At 46.1% G+C, this 17,028-nt stretch carries 22 protein-coding genes, 1 tRNA gene and 4 pseudogenes; 12 read left to right on the top strand and 15 right to left on the bottom strand.

Annotation, left to right across the window (positions count from 1 at the left end):
- Window positions 1-128: 128 nt before the first annotated feature.
- The 4 genes and pseudogenes from JCM14467_RS16625 to JCM14467_RS06475 all read right to left on the bottom strand — a co-directional run bounded on the left by JCM14467_RS16625 (window position 129) and on the right by JCM14467_RS06475 (window position 2,927).
- Window positions 129-529 (bottom strand): annotated as a pseudogene (locus JCM14467_RS16625) (aldehyde dehydrogenase family protein).
- Window positions 526-1,667: pseudogene (locus tag JCM14467_RS06485) on the bottom strand (aldehyde dehydrogenase family protein). Before JCM14467_RS06485 ends, JCM14467_RS16625 begins: the two co-directional pseudogenes overlap by 4 nt.
- Before the next feature lie 123 nt (window positions 1,668-1,790).
- On the bottom strand, window positions 1,791-2,126 hold the full coding sequence (locus JCM14467_RS06480; RefSeq protein ID WP_054849542.1) for a hypothetical protein: 336 nt from the start codon (window positions 2,124-2,126) through the stop codon (window positions 1,791-1,793).
- A 33-nt stretch (window positions 2,127-2,159) separates the two neighbouring features.
- Window positions 2,160-2,927 (bottom strand): hypothetical protein, encoded by a 768-nt coding sequence (locus JCM14467_RS06475; protein WP_252900949.1) that lies wholly within the window; start codon window positions 2,925-2,927, stop codon window positions 2,160-2,162.
- A 410-nt stretch (window positions 2,928-3,337) separates the two neighbouring features.
- Here JCM14467_RS06475 and JCM14467_RS16620 point away from each other — a divergent pair, with 410 nt between their 5' ends.
- Window positions 3,338-3,481, top strand: coding sequence for a hypothetical protein (locus tag JCM14467_RS16620; protein ID WP_252900948.1), 144 nt, complete (start codon window positions 3,338-3,340; stop codon window positions 3,479-3,481).
- Window positions 3,478-4,155 (top strand): ABC transporter substrate-binding protein, encoded by a 678-nt coding sequence (locus JCM14467_RS06470; protein ID WP_252900947.1) that lies wholly within the window; start codon window positions 3,478-3,480, stop codon window positions 4,153-4,155. The genes JCM14467_RS16620 and JCM14467_RS06470 overlap by 4 nt, the downstream gene beginning before the upstream one ends.
- Here the strand turns inward: JCM14467_RS06470 and JCM14467_RS06465 are convergent.
- Window positions 4,150-4,551 (bottom strand): hypothetical protein, encoded by a 402-nt coding sequence (locus JCM14467_RS06465; protein ID WP_054849541.1) that lies wholly within the window; start codon window positions 4,549-4,551, stop codon window positions 4,150-4,152. The two genes, JCM14467_RS06470 and JCM14467_RS06465, sit on opposite strands and share 6 nt — an antisense overlap.
- Before the next feature lie 37 nt (window positions 4,552-4,588).
- Window positions 4,589-5,754 (bottom strand): annotated as a pseudogene (locus tag JCM14467_RS19975) (enolase C-terminal domain-like protein).
- A 112-nt stretch (window positions 5,755-5,866) separates the two neighbouring features.
- On the opposite strand from JCM14467_RS19975, the gene JCM14467_RS16600 reads away from it, so the two are divergent.
- From JCM14467_RS16600 to JCM14467_RS06445, 7 genes are all read left to right on the top strand, one after another.
- Window positions 5,867-6,505 carry an MFS transporter gene (locus JCM14467_RS16600; RefSeq protein ID WP_252900943.1) on the top strand — a complete coding sequence of 213 codons (639 nt, stop codon included), beginning with the start codon at window positions 5,867-5,869 and terminating at the stop codon, window positions 6,503-6,505.
- Window positions 6,493-6,765 carry a hypothetical protein gene (locus JCM14467_RS16595; protein ID WP_252900942.1) on the top strand — a complete coding sequence of 91 codons (273 nt, stop codon included), beginning with the start codon at window positions 6,493-6,495 and terminating at the stop codon, window positions 6,763-6,765. Before JCM14467_RS16600 ends, JCM14467_RS16595 begins: the two co-directional genes overlap by 13 nt.
- Window positions 6,766-6,790: 25 nt before the next feature.
- A complete protein-coding gene (locus tag JCM14467_RS16590; protein WP_252900941.1) occupies window positions 6,791-7,063 on the top strand; it encodes an MFS transporter in 273 nt (90 codons plus the stop codon).
- A gap of 5 nt (window positions 7,064-7,068) precedes the next feature.
- Window positions 7,069-7,218 (top strand): hypothetical protein, encoded by a 150-nt coding sequence (locus JCM14467_RS16585; RefSeq protein WP_252900940.1) that lies wholly within the window; start codon window positions 7,069-7,071, stop codon window positions 7,216-7,218.
- 123 nt (window positions 7,219-7,341) lie between these two features.
- A complete protein-coding gene (locus tag JCM14467_RS19970; protein ID WP_342765490.1) occupies window positions 7,342-7,563 on the top strand; it encodes a PaREP1 family protein in 222 nt (73 codons plus the stop codon).
- 5 nt (window positions 7,564-7,568) lie between these two features.
- Window positions 7,569-7,829, top strand: coding sequence for a hypothetical protein (locus JCM14467_RS19965; protein ID WP_342765489.1), 261 nt, complete (start codon window positions 7,569-7,571; stop codon window positions 7,827-7,829).
- A gap of 201 nt (window positions 7,830-8,030) precedes the next feature.
- Window positions 8,031-8,129, top strand: a tRNA-Thr gene (locus JCM14467_RS06445).
- 39 nt (window positions 8,130-8,168) lie between these two features.
- Here the strand turns inward: JCM14467_RS06445 and JCM14467_RS06440 are convergent.
- The 6 genes from JCM14467_RS06440 to JCM14467_RS16565 all read right to left on the bottom strand — a co-directional run bounded on the left by JCM14467_RS06440 (window position 8,169) and on the right by JCM14467_RS16565 (window position 11,519).
- On the bottom strand, window positions 8,169-8,990 hold the full coding sequence (locus JCM14467_RS06440) for a hypothetical protein (protein WP_252900939.1): 822 nt from the start codon (window positions 8,988-8,990) through the stop codon (window positions 8,169-8,171).
- Between the two features lie 541 nt (window positions 8,991-9,531).
- Window positions 9,532-9,978, bottom strand: a complete 447-nt coding sequence (locus JCM14467_RS16580; protein WP_252900938.1) for a hypothetical protein — start codon at window positions 9,976-9,978, stop codon at window positions 9,532-9,534.
- Window positions 9,979-9,983: 5 nt separating this feature from the next.
- Window positions 9,984-10,355, bottom strand: coding sequence for a hypothetical protein (locus JCM14467_RS16575; RefSeq protein ID WP_252900937.1), 372 nt, complete (start codon window positions 10,353-10,355; stop codon window positions 9,984-9,986).
- A gap of 42 nt (window positions 10,356-10,397) precedes the next feature.
- Window positions 10,398-10,850, bottom strand: coding sequence for a hypothetical protein (locus JCM14467_RS06425; RefSeq protein WP_252900936.1), 453 nt, complete (start codon window positions 10,848-10,850; stop codon window positions 10,398-10,400).
- Window positions 10,851-10,939: 89 nt separating this feature from the next.
- On the bottom strand, window positions 10,940-11,116 hold the full coding sequence (locus tag JCM14467_RS16570) for an alpha/beta fold hydrolase (protein WP_252900935.1): 177 nt from the start codon (window positions 11,114-11,116) through the stop codon (window positions 10,940-10,942).
- Window positions 11,117-11,141: 25 nt separating this feature from the next.
- A complete protein-coding gene (locus JCM14467_RS16565) occupies window positions 11,142-11,519 on the bottom strand; it encodes an alpha/beta fold hydrolase (RefSeq protein ID WP_252900934.1) in 378 nt (125 codons plus the stop codon).
- Between the two features lie 136 nt (window positions 11,520-11,655).
- On the opposite strand from JCM14467_RS16565, the gene JCM14467_RS06415 reads away from it, so the two are divergent.
- The 3 genes and pseudogenes from JCM14467_RS06415 (at window position 11,656) to fbp (ending at window position 14,270) form a co-directional block, all read left to right on the top strand.
- Complete coding sequence (locus tag JCM14467_RS06415; RefSeq protein ID WP_256359220.1) at window positions 11,656-11,934, top strand: DNA-directed RNA polymerase subunit M; 279 nt, start codon at window positions 11,656-11,658, stop codon at window positions 11,932-11,934.
- 34 nt (window positions 11,935-11,968) lie between these two features.
- Complete coding sequence (locus JCM14467_RS06410; RefSeq protein ID WP_054849538.1) at window positions 11,969-12,940, top strand: DNA cytosine methyltransferase; 972 nt, start codon at window positions 11,969-11,971, stop codon at window positions 12,938-12,940.
- Between the two features lie 113 nt (window positions 12,941-13,053).
- Window positions 13,054-14,270, top strand: a pseudogene (gene fbp / locus JCM14467_RS06405) (fructose-1,6-bisphosphate aldolase/phosphatase).
- Window positions 14,271-14,299: 29 nt separating this feature from the next.
- Here fbp and JCM14467_RS06400 read toward each other — a convergent pair.
- The 3 genes from JCM14467_RS06400 to JCM14467_RS06390 form a co-directional block, all read right to left on the bottom strand.
- Window positions 14,300-15,328, bottom strand: coding sequence for a dipeptidase (locus JCM14467_RS06400; RefSeq protein ID WP_054849537.1), 1,029 nt, complete (start codon window positions 15,326-15,328; stop codon window positions 14,300-14,302).
- A gap of 35 nt (window positions 15,329-15,363) precedes the next feature.
- Window positions 15,364-16,434, bottom strand: a complete 1,071-nt coding sequence (locus JCM14467_RS06395; RefSeq protein WP_054849536.1) for a tryptophan--tRNA ligase — start codon at window positions 16,432-16,434, stop codon at window positions 15,364-15,366.
- A 98-nt stretch (window positions 16,435-16,532) separates the two neighbouring features.
- The gene (locus JCM14467_RS06390; protein WP_054849535.1) at window positions 16,533-16,994 is read right to left on the bottom strand and encodes a PUA domain-containing protein; all 462 of its coding nucleotides are present in this window, start codon (window positions 16,992-16,994) and stop codon (window positions 16,533-16,535) included.
- Window positions 16,995-17,028 lie beyond the last annotated feature (34 nt).

Genomic DNA, 17,028 nt, shown 5'->3' with positions numbered 1-17,028 from the left:
TTCCGAATAAACAGGCCACACTTAAAAATCTTACTGACCATTTAATGGGTAAAAATATGAAATATCTTCAATAAATAATCAAATAGAGTTAAAATTATTATAATTTTTATTGATGAGAATCATCATGTTCATAGTTTATCAATCTTCATTACAGTCCTCCAGTGCGGTCTGTCGAGACTGCCCGTGGTGTCTATGTATACCTGCTTAATCTCGAGGAACTCCTCAAGGCCGTATAGACCCAGTTCACGACCAATACCGCTCTCTTTATACCCTCCCCATATGCCTTCTGTTGGTTGTGTGTAGGCGTCGTTTATCCATACGGTGCCTGCCTGTAGTTTCCTGGCTACTCTAAATGCCCTTGCTGGGTCTTTGGTGAATATTGATGCTGTTAGTCCGTAAATCACGTTGTTGGCTATTTCAATTGCTCCTGCTCCGTCTTGAATGGTATGACGGCTATGACTGGGCCGAAGATCTCCTCCTGGGCTAGCCTACTCTTCGGGTCTACATCGTCGAAGATTACGGGGCTCACGAAGTAGCCTTATCGTAAATGCCACCGCTTAGTTTGCCGCCGTCGAGGGCGACCTTGAAGCCTGCCTTCTTGCCGAAGTCTATGTAACCGAGTACCTTCTCCTCCTGTGCCTTGGACACTAGTGGCCCCATGTCCGTGTTGTCATCAAGCGGGTTACCGATTACGAGCCTTTGGCGACCTCCACCAGTCTATTAACGAGCTTCTCATGAACACCCTCGTGTACAAGAACCCTACTAATGGCACCGCAGGCCTGCCCGGTATTCCTGAGACCACCAAAGACTATTGCCCTAACAGCCTCCTCAATATTGGCGTCCTCAAAGACCAGGCCAGGGTTCTTACCACCAAGCTCAAGCCCAATCCTCTTAATACCAGCCGCGGCCTGCTGCATGATTAGTTTACCCGTTGTTGTCTCACCCGTGAAGCTCACGTAGTCGATCCTCGGATGCCTAACCAGCTCATTACCAACCGTGGCGCCAGGTCCATAAATCACATTCACAACGCCCTTGGGTAACCCGGCCTTGGTCAACGCCCTGTAAATCTCCATGGCGCTCATTGGCGTGTAACTTGCTGGCTTCCAAATCACGGTGCATCCAGCAGCCAGTGCTGGTGCTATCTTCCTGGCTGCCTGCGTCATTGGGAAGTTCCACGGCGAAACAGCCGCAACGACACCAACCGGTTCCTTAAATATCAGTGATACATTACCATTGCTCAGGACTATGGAGTCTCCGTAGATCTTATCCGCCAACCCTGCGTAGAACTCGAATATCTCTGCAGCCGCGAGTACATGAGCCCTCGCCTGCCTGATTGGCATTCCATTCTCCAGGGCCACGGTTACGGCAATCCTATCAGCCTCCTCCCTAAGTATCTCGGCCGTCTTATAGAGTACCTTGATCCTCTGCCTATAATTCGTGACCCAACCATACTTATCCTTATCAAAAACCTCCCTGGCTAGGTCAACAGCCCTGTTCAAGTCATCCGTAGATGCCTCCTCAATAATGGCAATGGTCTGGTCAAACTGGGCAGGGTTTTCCCTGGTGAATGTTTTACCCTTGCTTGAGGATACCTCCTCACCATCAATAAAAAGCTTAACCTTGACAGGTATTTCTATGGTGAACTTTCCATAGGATACCGTTGGCATCAAAAGCGCTTTATTAAGCACCTATTAATAAGTATTGTCCCTCCACGCCTATTATTTAATAATTTATTGGCTTTATATATAACATTTATCAATTATAGGTACGAAATAAAAATAATTAATTCATTATACACCATATTTACACTCAATAATATTCTCCGAAGATGCTGACGTATAGTAATTGAATAATGTATCGGCTGGATTCCTCGACACCAAAATAATGACCTCCTCAGAACTACCCGCTAAGTTAATTAGAAAGTGTACTAAGTACTCATCATTACCTCGATATATCCTCGCACTCACACTTCGGTAACTACCTACCGAGAGCACGTTATTGATTACGTAATTAATCAACTGCCTCACGCCATCGCACCCGCTATCTATCATGAGCATCACCTGGCTAGGGCTTAGGTCTGAAGCCCTTCTATACTCATTGCCATGGTAAACCCAAACCAGGGACATTGATCTTGCCGTACTGATTAGTGGAATAAATGTTTAACGGGCATTTAGCATGAAATTAACGGCACTACTAATTAATGAATGCCTATCTGTAATGCTTTGCGACCTCATCATTAGTGAGTTCGCCCTGGGCCATTTAAGGAATATTATGTAATCAAGCTCGTTAGGAACGATGGCGAAACCCGAGTCCTTAACATAAGGCCTACTTATTATCTTATTGAATGTCTCCACGTGAACCTCGTAATACGTATACTTATGAACAAGCACTGCATAATCCACACCATCCATTAAATAACCCTCCAATGCAGATAAACCCCTATGCACAGTCCTACCTGGATCAAGTATTTTATGAGCTATTGATGACTTATTATCCGTTATTACGAGGATGTCAATCGGGTTCCTAAACACAATTGCATTCATTATGCCGAGGGACCTAACATTAACCCCAACATGAACGACCTTACCATTCAAGTAATAATCAAACCGCTTAATGATTAGTGCCAATGACCGTGTCAGGTCGTCATAGGGCTCCTCAATGATTTCCTTGGAATGGGGAACTCTCATGACCATTGGGCTTGGGTATATGACCTCACCATCATTAATAAGTGAGGAATCACCGGCAACATCGCAGACTAGGTCCAGGTCTAATTGGTTGGCCAGGGACATCATTAGTGGTATTTCCACATGACCGTTAACATCTAGAAATGCCACCTCATTATTTATGAGGTCGTGAATTAACGAATCAACCTCAGAGGTCCAATCGGTGATTATTACCGTGCCCGTAGGTAAGACCTCTGCCTGCACGCTCTCCATAAATCCATATTTAAGCCACCGGCAAAAAAACGACCTTAGTGCCTGCACTTAATCTCATTAATTTACCAATGATCCCTCTTAAATAATCATCACTTTCATAATACGAGGTGGTTAATTGATTGGATTCCTTTATCGATTTACCTACTTTGTCAAATGACATTATCAAGCCACGGAGGGGCAAAACTGCTAATAAATCTTTCTCCTGGGAAATTACCTTGATGATGAGGGCTAGGCTGATGATTGGTGATTGTTTATGAGCCGACTGATTCAGTGGCGAGAAGACTTAATCACCAATCATTTAAGTCCTGGCTCATCACCAGAGTACATGGAGAGAGCCGGTAAAAATTCTTTAACTGCACATTGATGGGAATCCTTATAAGCGGGATGTGCATCCCATATCGATGCTTCTGACCAGGGCCTTGGATGGCGTTCCGCACAGGGTCGTTAGTCTAAACCCATCAATTACCGAGTTCCTATTCCTAATCGCGCCGGTGAGAGAATCGTTGGTAGTGATGTTTGGAGTTATAGGCCCAGGGAGGCCATGAAGACGGTTAAGATAGGCTCATTCACCACAGCAAATATCGAGGCTATTAAGAAATTGAACCCAGACCTAATAATACTCTCCTACCCAGTCCAGGGAAGGCTAGTCGAACCATTAAGCAACATAGCACCCGTACTGGCCATCCCCATGCCAGTGAACCTAAACGCCATAGTGGCCTCCTTCGAAATGGTTGGTGAACTACTCGACCTTGATGAGGAGGCACGGAGAGTCGCGGGAATATACATGGACCTACTGAAGCATTCCATAGACCTTGAAAGGGCCCTGGTTGTTCTATCCCTGGGTGACTACGTCATACCCTGTGAGGCCTCGTACATAGCATCAGCACTTGATAGGGTTGGTATTAGGTACGTTAAGGGTCTCAAGTGCGTTGAACTAATTACGAATAGGGATGGCGTCCTAAGCATCATCAATAAGACAGACCCACAGTTGGTGATTTATGAGAGTAAGACCAAGGAGTACAGAACGCAGGAGACGGGCTGGATAAGTAAGCCATTAATACACACTCCAAACGACGTACTGGCCCACTTCGGGCCGAGTCTCCCGCTTGATATTCAATTACTAATCAATGCCATTAGGAACGGCGAGAAATTCGTCAGAGACACCTCAAGCGTAACGAGACCAAGTCTAGGCGATCCCTGGTACAGGCCCTACTCATGACTGCCCACTACGCATCTTCTTAAGGTTCGGTCTAACGTAGTTCTTCCAAACCTCCCCAGCAACCTTCCTACCAAGCTTCGTCAGATCATAGTAAACACCCCTACCGCGCCTCTCAGGGTTCCTCTGCTTAACCTTGAGCCAGGGCTTAACCGAGGAGGTTACCCTGCCCTTAAGCGAACCCCTAAACTCCTGCAACAAACCCAACTGAACCAGGTGCTGGACGGCCCTCTCAACCTCATCCTCAGGGACTATGGGCCTCCAACCAGCGGCACCAAGCAACCTCCTGGCAAGTAGCCACGGAGTGTCAGGTCCATAATGATAAATATGGGCCAGCACCTTCTTCTCTAGGTCACTCAATTGGTTTATTATTGAATAAACATCGTCATGCGATGACATTTGATGTAATAATTAGTGACTAATTTAAATTAATAACTCATGGATTCCTGAACCTTTTCCAGGTATTTTTAATTACCCATACAGGCTCCTCCTCGTGGAATGGCTCCATACCCTCAAACCTCATCTCGCTGAGCACCTTCTCATTAACGTCAATGCCAAGCCCCGGCTTGTTAGGCACCCTATAGTAACCGTCCTCAAGCTTAACGGCATTATATATTAAGTCCCTCTTCCACTGGGGCCAGAATTCGTAGAAGCTCTCCTGGATGAGCAGATTATAGGTGCTCGCGTCAAATTGCAGCGTCGCCACATGCTGCACTGGGCCAAAGGCGTTATGCGGTGCCAACTCAACGCCATAGGCCTCCGTTAAGGCCCTAATCCTACTCATGCCCGTGAAGCCCAGGGCGTTGGTTATGTCGGGTTGGAGGACATCCACAAGCCCCCTCTCGAGGAGTTGAAGCGCCTCCTCAACGGTGATTATCCTCTCACCAACCGCAATCCTGACAGTGGGCGCCGCGGCCTTTATCTTGGCAAGCCCCTCGAAGTTTAGGTCAGGGTGTACCGGCTCCTCAATGAATAACGGGTTGAGCTCCTCCATGGCCTTGACCATCCTTACCGCCGTATTAACATTAAACCTTCCGTGAGTCTCTATGAGTATGTCCACGTACTTACCACGGCCTCCCTAACAGCCCTAACACGCTCCACGGCCTCCTCAAGACCCTCCTCATCCATCTGGTCGAAGTATGGCCCGAATGGGTCGAGCTTCATCGCCTTGAAGCCCATGGAGACGACCTCCTTAGCCCTCTTGCGAAGTCGTCAGGCGTTACGCAGTCGCTGTACCAACCATTGGCATAAGCCTTAATCTTCTCATTAACGAGACCACCCATGAACTGGTAAACGGGTGCGCCCAGGTACTTGCCTAGTAGGTCGTGCAGGGCTATGTCAACGGCGCTATACGCTGTGGCTGCCTCGAATGAACGGGCTATGTAGAACTCATGCTTATACCACTCCCTGAATAGGTATTCAATCCTAAACGTCCTTACCAATCATGAACCTCCTAACCTCCTCAATAGCCTTAACGACCTGGTTAACCCTGAGCGTTGGTACGGCCTCCCCATAACCAACCTGCCCATCACTTGTAATGACCCTGACTATTATCGAGACCGAAGCCCATGGGGATGCCTTAGCCGTCGCCAAATCACTCACTGTATATCTCTATGTCCTTGATCGTGACCATATAATTTTGATGATGCGCCCATTTTTAAGGTTTGATCTCTGTAATAAAGGTTTAAAGGGGATCTAATTAATGCTATGATCAATGGATAGGGCGCAATTCATAGTTTTGCTGTTACTCACCCTGGCATCTTTCATGACGGCACTGGATAGCACAATAGTTGTCCTAGCGCTACCTGTCATGATGTCGGCATTACATGCCGATCTGGCGACGCTCGTTTGGGTTATATTGATCTACATACTCGCTGTTACAATATTCTCAACACAGCTAGGTAAACTTGGTGACCTGAGGGGTAGAGCTAGGATGTTTAACATCGGCATGATACTCTTTGGGCTAGGTAGTGCGCTGTGCGGATTGTCAACCAGCGCGTTGGAACTCATCGGCTTTAGAACCGTGCAGGCGCTCGGCGGTTCATTAATGACTAGCAACACCATGGCAATAGCCAGTGACTACTTCAGGCCTGAGGAGAGGGGCTTCGTGTTTGGGACCACGTCAATGGGCTGGAACCTTGGCGCCGTGGCGGGCATATTGGCTGGTGGAGTAATAACGACATTCATTGGCTGGCGCTGGATCTTCTACATAAACGTACCAATAGCCATATTCGGCTTCATAATGGGCCTCGTATACCTAAGGGATAGGGGCGTTAGGGTTAGGCAGGAATTCGACATATACGGCGCGGTGACCCTAGGCATATCCCTCGGCTACTATCGATGGCGGGCATAACATACGCAGGCGTTGGCTATAACAGCACCGTGGGCCTAATGCTAATATCAGGCATAGCCCTACTCGTGCTATTCCTATACATAGAGTCCAGGGCAAAATCACCACTGTTGAGTCTCAAATTGTTTAGAATTAAGATGTTCACACTATCCAGCTTCTCCTACTTCTTCCAATACATGGCGAACAACGCAATACTCTTCCTACTAATAATGTACCTACAGGGCGTTAGGGGTTTGAACCCATTCTACGCATCCCTATGCTAGTCCCAGGCTACCTACTGGCTCAATAATGGCAACCCTAGGCGGTAGGTTAGCCGATAGATTCGACGCCAGGGTCATAGCGTCCGTGGGGCTCACATTACAGGCGGTGGCCTACGTACTATACGACACCCTACTAACACTAACGACACCATTCTACTACATAACAATAATAGCTTCAATAAGCGGTATTGGAGCTGCAATGTTCTTCGCGGCTAATGGTAAGATGGTCATGTTCGAGGTACCCAGGGAAATGTATGGAATAGCCTCAGGCGCAAATAGAACAGAACCATCGGTAACATAGGTATTTTGCTGAGTTTCATAATAGCCATAGTTGTCTCCTCAATGGCAATACCGAGGAGTGTGGCCTTCCAAATATTCGTGGGGACATCGACGCTAACGCCGAGTCTAATGGCGCCGTTTATAAACAGTCTACACATGGCCTTCAGGGCTCCTTAGCCCTGATAGCCATTGCCATAGCAACCTCCTGGAGTAGGACTAGGGTGCCAATGACGCAGAAGGTTAGGGAGTGAGTGATTAAGTCGTGAAGCATTTTTAAGCGGGGAATACCCATTGAAGTAGGTGGAGCAATTACCAAAGCTCTGGTTCGACGTGAGAAAGTACAGGGAAGTGAGGCTGAAGGAGGCACTCTACGAGACAGACCTAGTGGAGTCCTTCCTAAACCAGGGATTAACTAGGAACGCCGCAGGCAAGGCATTCCAGGCATGGAAGGCCCTTGTGGCTGCCTATGCCGTGGATAGGGTGAGCGAATTAAGGAGGTTATTCCAGGCACAAAGAGGTTGAGGGGAGTGAGGGCTAGGGTTGAGAAGGTCTATTGGGTAATCGCCGTAATGCCAGCCACGGCGCTGAAGCCCGTGGCCCAGGTAATAGGTGGTGATATTGATGTGTATACGAACATGGCGCTATGGGTACATGAATATCAATACAACGGGCCAGATAGGCAGGGAATACTAAGTCCATACCCAGACGATGAGTCAGCAGCTAAGGACATAAGGACGTTAATAAACAAGGTCAGAGAATTAGCTGGCAAGGCGCTACACGGGCAATAGCCCCCAGGCCACCCTTAAAGGGCGTGTTTTTTTAAGCCATAATCGTGCACGCAATGACTAAGGAAGAAATAAACGTAACAACTCAACCACAAAAGTTAAGTTCCTGAGTAAATACAGCCAATTACTTATAATTACTTACTAACTAACCAACGACTCCCTAAAACATAAAGTTTAAAACTCATGCAACACAGTAAGTGCCGAGCCCCGGTAGCTCAGCCCGGTCGGAGCGCCCTGGGGCAATCGCCCCGTGCAAGCCTCGTAAGCGGGAGGTCCCGGGTTCGAATCCCGGCCGGGGCTCCAGAACTATTAATTTGGCAATAAAGGCAATAAAGTAAGTAATTACCTTAGAATAAGAAGTAAAATAAAGGGCGATACTACACTTGCAATTAATACAACTATTACGATGACCAAAAACATTAAAAGGTCAAACAATGATTTTACACGTATCTTGCTACATAATACATGTATCTTTAAATCTGCCAGTGTTTCTAAAATAAACATGGCTATGCTAAAAATTAACGTTATGGCTAGCATAAAGAATGCTACAAATGTATACGTATCAAGTATTGCCTTACTTACGAGGGCAGGAATTACTAGACCCGTACTTAATGGTATGGAAATTAATATCATAATTATTACGACGATCCTTAACACCCTTGCTATATGATCCTCATATACGTATAAACTATGTTCTTCAAAGAATTCTTTAACTTTCAATTTACAATTACCCGTAGATCTATTGTTCGTTTCAACTAATGTCATCACAATTAATAAGGCAATATCTATACCAAAAAGAATAATTTCAACAATAGATGGAAATATTGCAGGAGATATCTTAGGTAAAATTTCAATTTCTTCAATTAATGGTAAAATACCTATAAATATCATCATAATATTTGATATTGGAATAATGATGAACTCAAAAAGGAAGACAATATCTACGATATTTAAACCCCATAATTTTACATGGAATTCATAAATCCATTTTCTTAGTGAATTATTTGAATTAAATAATTGATACTTTATTAATTCCTTTATTAAATATAAATATATGATATAAAGTACAAAGGTTATTGTGAATAGAAATGCTAAATATACGTAAAACGCTAATGATTTACTGAAGTTTATAAGTATACTATTCATTAATGCGTTATTTGACATTATCGATGTGTAGTTAATTAAGGCCGTCTTGTTAACAAAGAATCCTGAGAGAACATAGATATCCTGCTTGTAATACTTAATAAATAATATTATGAGAAAAATGCTAATTATTATTGTTGATAAGACTAAAATAATAAAAAAATAACCACAAGAAGATTATAATACTTTTTTAAATTTATGGTGTTTCTTCGTTGCGTTGATGACATGTTCGTATCATTACATTGATTATTTTAATTTTAATTAAACATTAAGATTTAAAAAGATGCATATTAAATATAAATGATGATTCATGTCAGGATAATCAATTTAGGCCTCATTGTTTCTGGAGTACTTTTATTGGTATTTGGTTTTCTTGGCTTTTATACTCCGCAGTTGTTCGTTCAATATATAGCGGCTTACAGCAATTCAATTTATGGTGCTTTATTTTATAGTTTGTTTGTGTCTGCAGCTGGTTTGGCGAGCATAATCACTGGTATTGTTTTCATAATGATAGGCACAACCCTAATGATACTACGATGATATTAAATTAAATTATCATGAGTTATTCTATTGTTATTTCTCCTGCTGTGTCTATTCCGCATTTTGTGGTGTCGAGTTTCGTATTTATTAGGCATATGAGTTGCCTCATGGTTAGTGGGCCTAGGGCGTCTATCTTGCTTAGTTCTGCTTCGCCTAGTCCGTATTCCTGGATGACCTCCTCCAAGTCCTCCTTCGTCACGTAGTCTGGGAGTGTTATTGCGCCTAGTCTTAGTATGTCGAAGAGTGGTGTGTCGATTTTCGATATTAGGTTTACCACGTCTGGGAGTAGGGTGGTTATTATCCTTGTTGATGGTATTGCCCGCATGTTGTTTCTGAATGCGTGTAGGGCGTTTATGAAGTCCATGGCCCTAGTGTCGTCCTGGCTTAGTAGCCCCTCGTCAATACCTATCACCAGTGGTGCCATGCCCAGTAGTTCCACGGCATCGTTGAGTAACTTGAGTGTCTCCATGGGCCTTAGCCTGGCGCTTTCGATGACCTCGTCAGGGCCTGCCTTGCGAAGGCCTTGAGTATGCCTTTAACGCCAGCCCTCCTCAGTCTTTCCTGTATCTCCCTCACGATGTGCATGTTGTCCGCCACGACGGTTGACATGATTGCCGGTAAGTCCCTGTCCCTGACCTCCGTCATGTCTGCATACATGAGAATGCCATCGTCCATGTCCTCAAGGCTTAGGAGGAGCGTTGTCTTTCCAGTGCCTGCCCTACCGATTACGGCAATTAATTGGTAATCCCCACGAATCATGCCTAGTAATTTCTCCCTGGCCGTTCTCCATGACGGCCCAAGTAGCTTTACCCTTGAACCCCTGTTAGGAACTAGGAGTCTCTGCATCACCCACCACCTTTATCAAGCCGTAGTATGAGGAACCAATTTTCAACCTCCTAGAACCACCGTGGGCAAACACGAACCTACCCTGTGGAACTTAATCACCTTGACCAGGAAGTCCTCAGCCTCCCTAGTGGGTATGTTGAGCCTACCCTCTATGTACTTAATCACATCACCAATGTCGGCATAGCCGGACAATGGGTTTGCCAACTTCCTAATGCCCTCAACAACCAGCGTTAGTGGGTCAACATCTTCCCTGGGCATTAATAGGTTGTTTACCCTATTCATCATCTCCCTATCCGTCAATATCACGCTCCTACCCTGACCGCTCTTTACGACCTTCGCCTTACCAATGCTTACCAGGTACTGAACAACATCCTCAGGATCCCTAACCCACTTACCCAGGGTACTCGTGTATGTGGTGTATGCAACCCTAATGCCATCAATATCCTCCTTACCAAGCACAACACCAACTACATACGCCAGGTCAACCCTATCCACGGTATGGGTTATAATCCGGAAATAAATTACGCTATGCCTTATAATAAAGATTATTACGCAGATAATACGTGGGTATTAACACTAAAATGCTAAATAACGTTAATTGACCTAAGGAAATCAAGCACCAACCTCACGAATTCCCCGGGCTTACTGAGGTAGGCAGGGTGATCAGCACCCTCGATAATCTCAACCCTGAAGCCAGCCCTTCTCATGGCCTCCATGTTCTCCCTACCCGAGACCCTGTCATTACTGCCCCAAATACCCATTACGGGCACCCTTATCCTGGACAGGTTAATATAAGGTACTGACGGGGCCAACCACGATGCCGGCAATTGCTGGGTAGTTAAGGGCCAGGTACCTAAGCACTGTCTCGCCACCTAGGCTTGCACCGATTAGTATGGGATTCTCAATATTTAATGCCCTTATCACGGCGTATAGGTGGTTTGCATAGTCATCATCATTCCTCGGCGTGAAGTGCTCACTCCTCGACTTTGGTCCGTATGGCATATCCACGGCATATATCCTGAAGCCAGGAAAGTCATTACCACAGCAATTAAACCAATCGTCAGCACTAAAGCTGAACCCATGAACCATGACCATGGGTTTACCATCACCATGAACCAAGTACCTCACGGACCTACCATTAACGTATATCCAGTTCTCGTCCACGGCTAGGCAGTTAACCAAGGTTTTTATTTTACTTTCTCAGGTCTCGGTGATTACGCCTATCCCTCATGATTGTGTAATCCCTGGTTAAGGTGGTCATAAGGTTTTTAAGTAAGTCCTTTACTTGCGTTAATTCGCAATGAAATTTTGCCCTAGATGTGGAGGTTTGATGGTTCCGGTAAAGAGGGAGGGGAAGGTCTACCTTAGGTGCCAGAGGTGTGGTTATGAGGAGGAGATGAAGAGTAGTGATGCTAAGTCCTACGTCGATAAGAAGAGCATTGAGAAGAAGGGTGCGGTGATTGTGGAGAGTTATGAGGAGAAGGAGCCAAGTGAGGAGGAGAAGGAGATGAAGGAGGACTATGTTAAGCAGCTCCTCGATAATTTATACGAGTCTGAGAGTGAGCAGGAGGAGGATTAGGAATTAAAATGACGCATTAATTCATATTACGGTAATGGGTTATACCGTAGTTGATTTATTCGCCGGCGCAGGGGGATTTAGTAGGGGGTTTAGGGACGTGGGCTTTGACGTGGCTCTTGGCGTTGAGATTGATGTGAATGCCGCGCGAACATATAGTTATAACTTCCCAGGTGCTGTCATGATTGTTGATGATGTTAGGAATATTCGGGGTGAGGACATTATTAAGTACATTGGCGCCAGTCCTGACGTAGTAATCGGTGGTAGTCCCTGTGAGGCATTTACCGAGGCCAACCCGAGGAGGGCTAGGGACCCGCTTGATAGGCTTTATGTCGATGAGTTGGGTAGGTTGACGCTTGAGTTCATTAGGCTGGTTGGTGAGTTGAGGCCTAGGGTCTTTGTTCTTGAGAACGTGGTTCACATAATGGATGGTCCGTTGAGGGATGCCCTGATTAATGAGTTTGCCAGGGTTGGTTATGAGAGGATTTACTTCAACGTGCTTCACGCTGAGGATTATGGAACGCCTAGCGTTAGGCGTAGGGTCTTCATTAGTAATGTACCGATAAGGCCTGAGAAGCTTGGCAGGGTTTTGACTGTTTGGGATGCGATAGGCGACCTGCCCGAGCCTGGTGATCCGAGGGTGCTTAATCATGAGTATGTCACGATCAGTGATAGGAAGGTTAGGGGTATAGCTAAGCTTGGTTGGGATGAGGCCCTTTACAGGTTCAGGGGCGCCACCGGCTCATTTAGAAATTTCGTTAGGCTCAACCCATGGAAGCCGGCGCCAACTGTAATGGGTAGTGTACGTTTTGTACACCCATTTGAGGATAGGATACTCACTGTTAGGGAGCAGGCTAGGCTCATGGGTTTTCCAGATGATCACGTGTTTTTCGGGCCGAAGGATTCCCAATTTAACCAGATAGGTGAGGCTGTGCCGCCGCCGCTTGCCCGTGCAATTGCTGGGGTTGTGTTTAAATACCTGGAGGGGGCTGATCTTGGTGGTGTATGATCTTTGTCAATAAGTTAATATTCTTTATACTCATTTTACCCTGATAAATGATTATTAGTATTGAAAATGTTATAAGGGTAAAATATTAATACATCGATTTAAAAATACTGTTGATGAAGGTCACGGTCTCGATAATAAAGGCAGACATAGGAGGCTTACCTGGGCATGCCTGGGTACATCCTAAGATACTTGAGTTTGCGGCTGAGAGACTTAGGGAGGAGCAGAAGAGGGGCTTGATAATTGATTACTTCGTGTATAATGCTGGCGATGACATGTCATTGCTCATGACGCACACGAAGGGTGAGAACAATCCTGACATTCATGGTCTTGCCTGGTCAATATTTAAGGAGGCTACGGAGAACATAGCGAAGAAGGTTAAGCTCTACGGCGCTGGTCAGGACCTACTCAAGGATACGTTCAGCGGTAATATTAGGGGTCTTGGTCCCCAGGTCGCTGAGATGGAGTTTGAGGAGAGGCCTAGTGAGCCCTTGGTTGTTTTTGCTGCTGATAAGACTGAGCCGGGTGCCTTCAATTTGCCATTCTATAGGATATTTGCTGATCCATTTAACACGGCTGGCTTGGTTATTGATCCATCAATGCACCAGGGCTTTAGGTTTGAGATCCTCGATGTTTATGAGGGCAAGGTTTACCTACTCGATGCGCCGGAGAATAGCTACGACATATTAGGCCTAATAGGTACGCCGGGCAGGTACATAATAAGGAGGATCTACAGGAGGTCCGACCTAACACAGGCCTCCGTCACGAGTGTCGAGAGGCTGAACCTAATTGCCGGCCGCTATGTTGGTAAGGACGACCCAGTGGCCATGGTTAGGGCGCAGCACGGCTTACCAGCCGTTGGTGAGATACTCGAGGCATTCGCATACCCGCACTTGGTTGAGGGTTGGATGAGGGGTAGTCATGTGGGTCCATTAATGCCGGCAAAGATGATAAGCATTGACATGGAGAAGAGGATAGCCCTTGGCCCGAAGATGACTAGGTTTGACGGACCGCCGAAGGTCATTGCCCTGGGCTTCCAATTACATGATGGTTACCTGGAGGGACCTGTCGACCTATTTGATGACCCAGCCTTCGACTATAGTAGGCAGTTGGCTGCCCAAATAACTGATTACATAAGGAGGATGGGCCAGTAATGCCGCATAGGCTGCCACCTGAGGAGATGGAGTACACGACCCTACCGCAGATACTTTCGAAGCTTAAGCCCATACCCGTCGATGAGTATGAGAAGAATAGGCTCCAGTACATACAATTCCTAACATCACAGGCCAGCCAACAAACGACAGGGCAGACAACTGGCTCAGGCCATGATTAAGTCAGTACATTCCTTATGATAATTTAAAATCATGACGTGAGATTATCCCTTATAACCCTTAGGGCGTTTTCAAAGGCAATCTTCCTAATGTCATTATCGCCCAACCCATACTCCGCCAACCTATTCAGTAATTTTGTGATCTCGCCAATATTCGTTAAATCCTCAGGCGTTCTCTCAATGCCCAGGAAGTCCGTGCCAATCGCAATTATGTCAGGCCCAAACCTCTCACGTATGTATAGTACATGCCTAACCAGCGAATTTATGTTCGGCTTCGGCCCTATTGTTGATGGTATCATGGTTATGCCGATTACGCCATGGTTCCTAACGAGGAGCTCAAGCACATCATCACCAACGTTCCTTAAGTGTTTATGAACACCCTGGACATTCGCATGGCTAATAATGACGGGCTTCTTAGAAATACTTAACACGTCAATCATGGTATTCCTACTCGCGTGGGCCAGGTCAATTATGACACCCAGTTCATTAGCTAACCTAACAAGCTCCTCGCCATCCGATGTCAAGCCATAATCCTTCCTCGTGAAGCATGATGCGCCGTACCTATTATCAAAGTTCCAAGTAATACCCAGGGCTCTGACACCAAGCCTATGAAGTAGTAATAGGTCGTAAACATCGTCAAGCATGTCTGCACCCTCAACGGACATTAATAGTCCTATCAAGTCACTATTCATTACCTGCTCAACGTCAGGGTACCCCTCGATTATCCTAAGCCTATTACTGAACCTCCTCGCTAATATTAGGTAGATTTTAATCATTTCAAGGCCGATTAATTTAGACGCGGTTGGTGTATAGGACTTCGCTGATTGTGCGCCGTAGCCCGATGATATCCTCTCACCGATAATCGGGTTATACGTGTCATGAATTGGGAAGACAGCTCCAAACACGACCTTAACGTTGCCCCTAATGAGTTTAGGCAGGTCGGACTGTCTGTTGGGTGAATCAACGTCGAAGTCTTGGAACCCCTCCTCAAGGCTACCTGAGTTCATTAGGTAATACGCAATATCCTCGTGCAGGTCTATGATCGGGTAACTAATGTTCATTATGAAATTAAACTAACAATGGTGTTATAAGGTTATTACCTGAACTTCACCGATAATCTGTATTGCTCAATCACGTCCTTAGCCTTTTCCCTCCTTTCATTGTGCTCCTTCATGAACTCCCTAATCCTCTCAAAGAGCATCATCTTGCACTCACCACAGAGTAGTTTCCCTGCCTTGCAATCCTCGTATATCTTCCTGACCTTCTCGTCGCTGTCCTGGAAGAGTAGGTGGTATTTATAGACCACGCAGTTGTCTGGGTCTCCACCGTATTTGCGCTGGAGCTCTGCCGTGGGTTGGCCGCCGGTTAGTGCGTTCATTATCTTCCTCCTAACATCCTTCTCGCTATCCGTTACGTAGATTGCCGAGTCCGGATTCGAGGCGCTCATTTTGTCCTCACCCGTTAGTCCTGGTATGAACTTGCTATATATCGTGGATGGCTTGGGATACCCCAACTCATCCGCGATATCCCTAGCCAGCCTGAAGTATGGGTCTTGGTCTATTGCCGTTGGTATTAGCACGGGTACCTGCTCACCGTAGAGCTCGGTTGGTAGGAAGGCCACGGATATCTCGAGCGTTGGGAAGAAGGCTGCACCGACGTTTGTTGAGTCTGTGAAGCCGAAGGTGTGCTTGACGGTTGACAGTGTCAATTTCTTCCCAACCCTGACGGCTATTTTGTATAGGTACTTAATGTCCTCACTGTCAATGATTATGTGTAGCTTATCAGGTGTGAAGCCCAGGGCTATTAGGTCCAGGGCGTTCTCATAGGCGTACCTATTCGTTTGTTCCAGGGTGTACCCCTCCTTGACCAGGAACTTCTCGTCATCTGTCAACTCGAAGAAGTAATCAACATGGAACTTATCCACAAACCACTTACTGAGCATCCAGGGAACCAGGTGACCAATGTGTAGATCCGCGCTTGGACCCCTACCATTGTATAAGGCCCACCTTAGGCCGTTTTTCTGCCTATTCAGGATTGATTGCAGGTCCCTATGTGCATAGAAGAAACCCCTCCTTATCAGGTAATGAACCTCACCCGTTAATCTCTGCAATGTGTTGATTTCGTTATCCGTTATTAATTGAACACCGAACTCACGGGCAAGCCTCATATAATCTACTTTGCCCTTTACCTCCCAAGCGTTACTGTGAACTCATTCGCCAGATAGGAATCACCCTGCCAATTGAGGAAGTTGGCAAAATATAAGCATTATTGGTTAGCTACTTGTTCATTAGGTTCACTTACGTGATGGCGGAGTTTGACTACGGCACCCCTATCAACGCTCAAAGCCTCATCCCTAGAGAGTAATAGCCTACCAACGCCAAGTAATTCACCATCCTCTGAGTAAATGGCGACCTCATCGCCCGGTATGGCATTCCTAATATCGACTATGAACCTGGCCATGACACTCCTACCCTGCCTAATAAAGGCCGCCGCCTCCCTACGCACGATAACCACCTTATCAATGAACCTGGCACCACTTAGGGTTGGCAATGGCCTACCATCATTAGCCCTAACCACGAAGACCAGCTCATCACCCAGGTAAATCCTCCTCAAGCCGCCGGTCCTGCTCGTCTCAATCCTGAGGTTGTTGCCTAACCTCCTTAGTGTTTCGGGTCCGTAGATGTATGATATTAATCCCCTGACCACATCCCTCGTTAATTGATCCATGAACAGGCACATAATGGAAACGCTTTATTTAAGG

Source organism: Vulcanisaeta sp. JCM 14467 (assembly GCF_001316245.1).
Lineage (GTDB): Archaea > Thermoproteota > Thermoprotei > Thermoproteales > Thermocladiaceae > Vulcanisaeta.
This window is presented reverse-complemented; position numbering and strand designations above follow the sequence as displayed.

Coding starts and splice junctions, on each gene's coding strand:
- JCM14467_RS16620 (WP_252900948.1), top strand. CDS start 3,338: ATGCTTCTGACCAGGGCCTTGGATGGCGTTCCGCACAGGGTCGTTAGT.
- JCM14467_RS16595 (WP_252900942.1), top strand. CDS start 6,493: ATGGCGGGCATAACATACGCAGGCGTTGGCTATAACAGCACCGTGGGC.
- JCM14467_RS16580 (WP_252900938.1), bottom strand. CDS start 9,978: ATGGAGACACTCAAGTTACTCAACGATGCCGTGGAACTACTGGGCATG.
- JCM14467_RS06395 (WP_054849536.1), bottom strand. CDS start 16,434: ATGAGGCTTGCCCGTGAGTTCGGTGTTCAATTAATAACGGATAACGAA.
- JCM14467_RS06470 (WP_252900947.1), top strand. CDS start 3,478: ATGAAGACGGTTAAGATAGGCTCATTCACCACAGCAAATATCGAGGCT.
- JCM14467_RS06465 (WP_054849541.1), bottom strand. CDS start 4,551: ATGTCATCGCATGACGATGTTTATTCAATAATAAACCAATTGAGTGAC.
- JCM14467_RS06410 (WP_054849538.1), top strand. CDS start 11,969: ATGGGTTATACCGTAGTTGATTTATTCGCCGGCGCAGGGGGATTTAGT.
- JCM14467_RS16570 (WP_252900935.1), bottom strand. CDS start 11,116: ATGGGTATTTGGGGCAGTAATGACAGGGTCTCGGGTAGGGAGAACATG.
- JCM14467_RS06440 (WP_252900939.1), bottom strand. CDS start 8,990: ATGTCAAATAACGCATTAATGAATAGTATACTTATAAACTTCAGTAAA.
- JCM14467_RS06400 (WP_054849537.1), bottom strand. CDS start 15,328: ATGAACATTAGTTACCCGATCATAGACCTGCACGAGGATATTGCGTAT.
- JCM14467_RS16575 (WP_252900937.1), bottom strand. CDS start 10,355: ATGCAGAGACTCCTAGTTCCTAACAGGGGTTCAAGGGTAAAGCTACTT.
- JCM14467_RS16600 (WP_252900943.1), top strand. CDS start 5,867: ATGGATAGGGCGCAATTCATAGTTTTGCTGTTACTCACCCTGGCATCT.
- JCM14467_RS06390 (WP_054849535.1), bottom strand. CDS start 16,994: ATGGATCAATTAACGAGGGATGTGGTCAGGGGATTAATATCATACATC.
- JCM14467_RS16590 (WP_252900941.1), top strand. CDS start 6,791: ATGGCAACCCTAGGCGGTAGGTTAGCCGATAGATTCGACGCCAGGGTC.
- JCM14467_RS06415 (WP_256359220.1), top strand. CDS start 11,656: ATGAAATTTTGCCCTAGATGTGGAGGTTTGATGGTTCCGGTAAAGAGG.
- JCM14467_RS06480 (WP_054849542.1), bottom strand. CDS start 2,126: ATGTCCCTGGTTTGGGTTTACCATGGCAATGAGTATAGAAGGGCTTCA.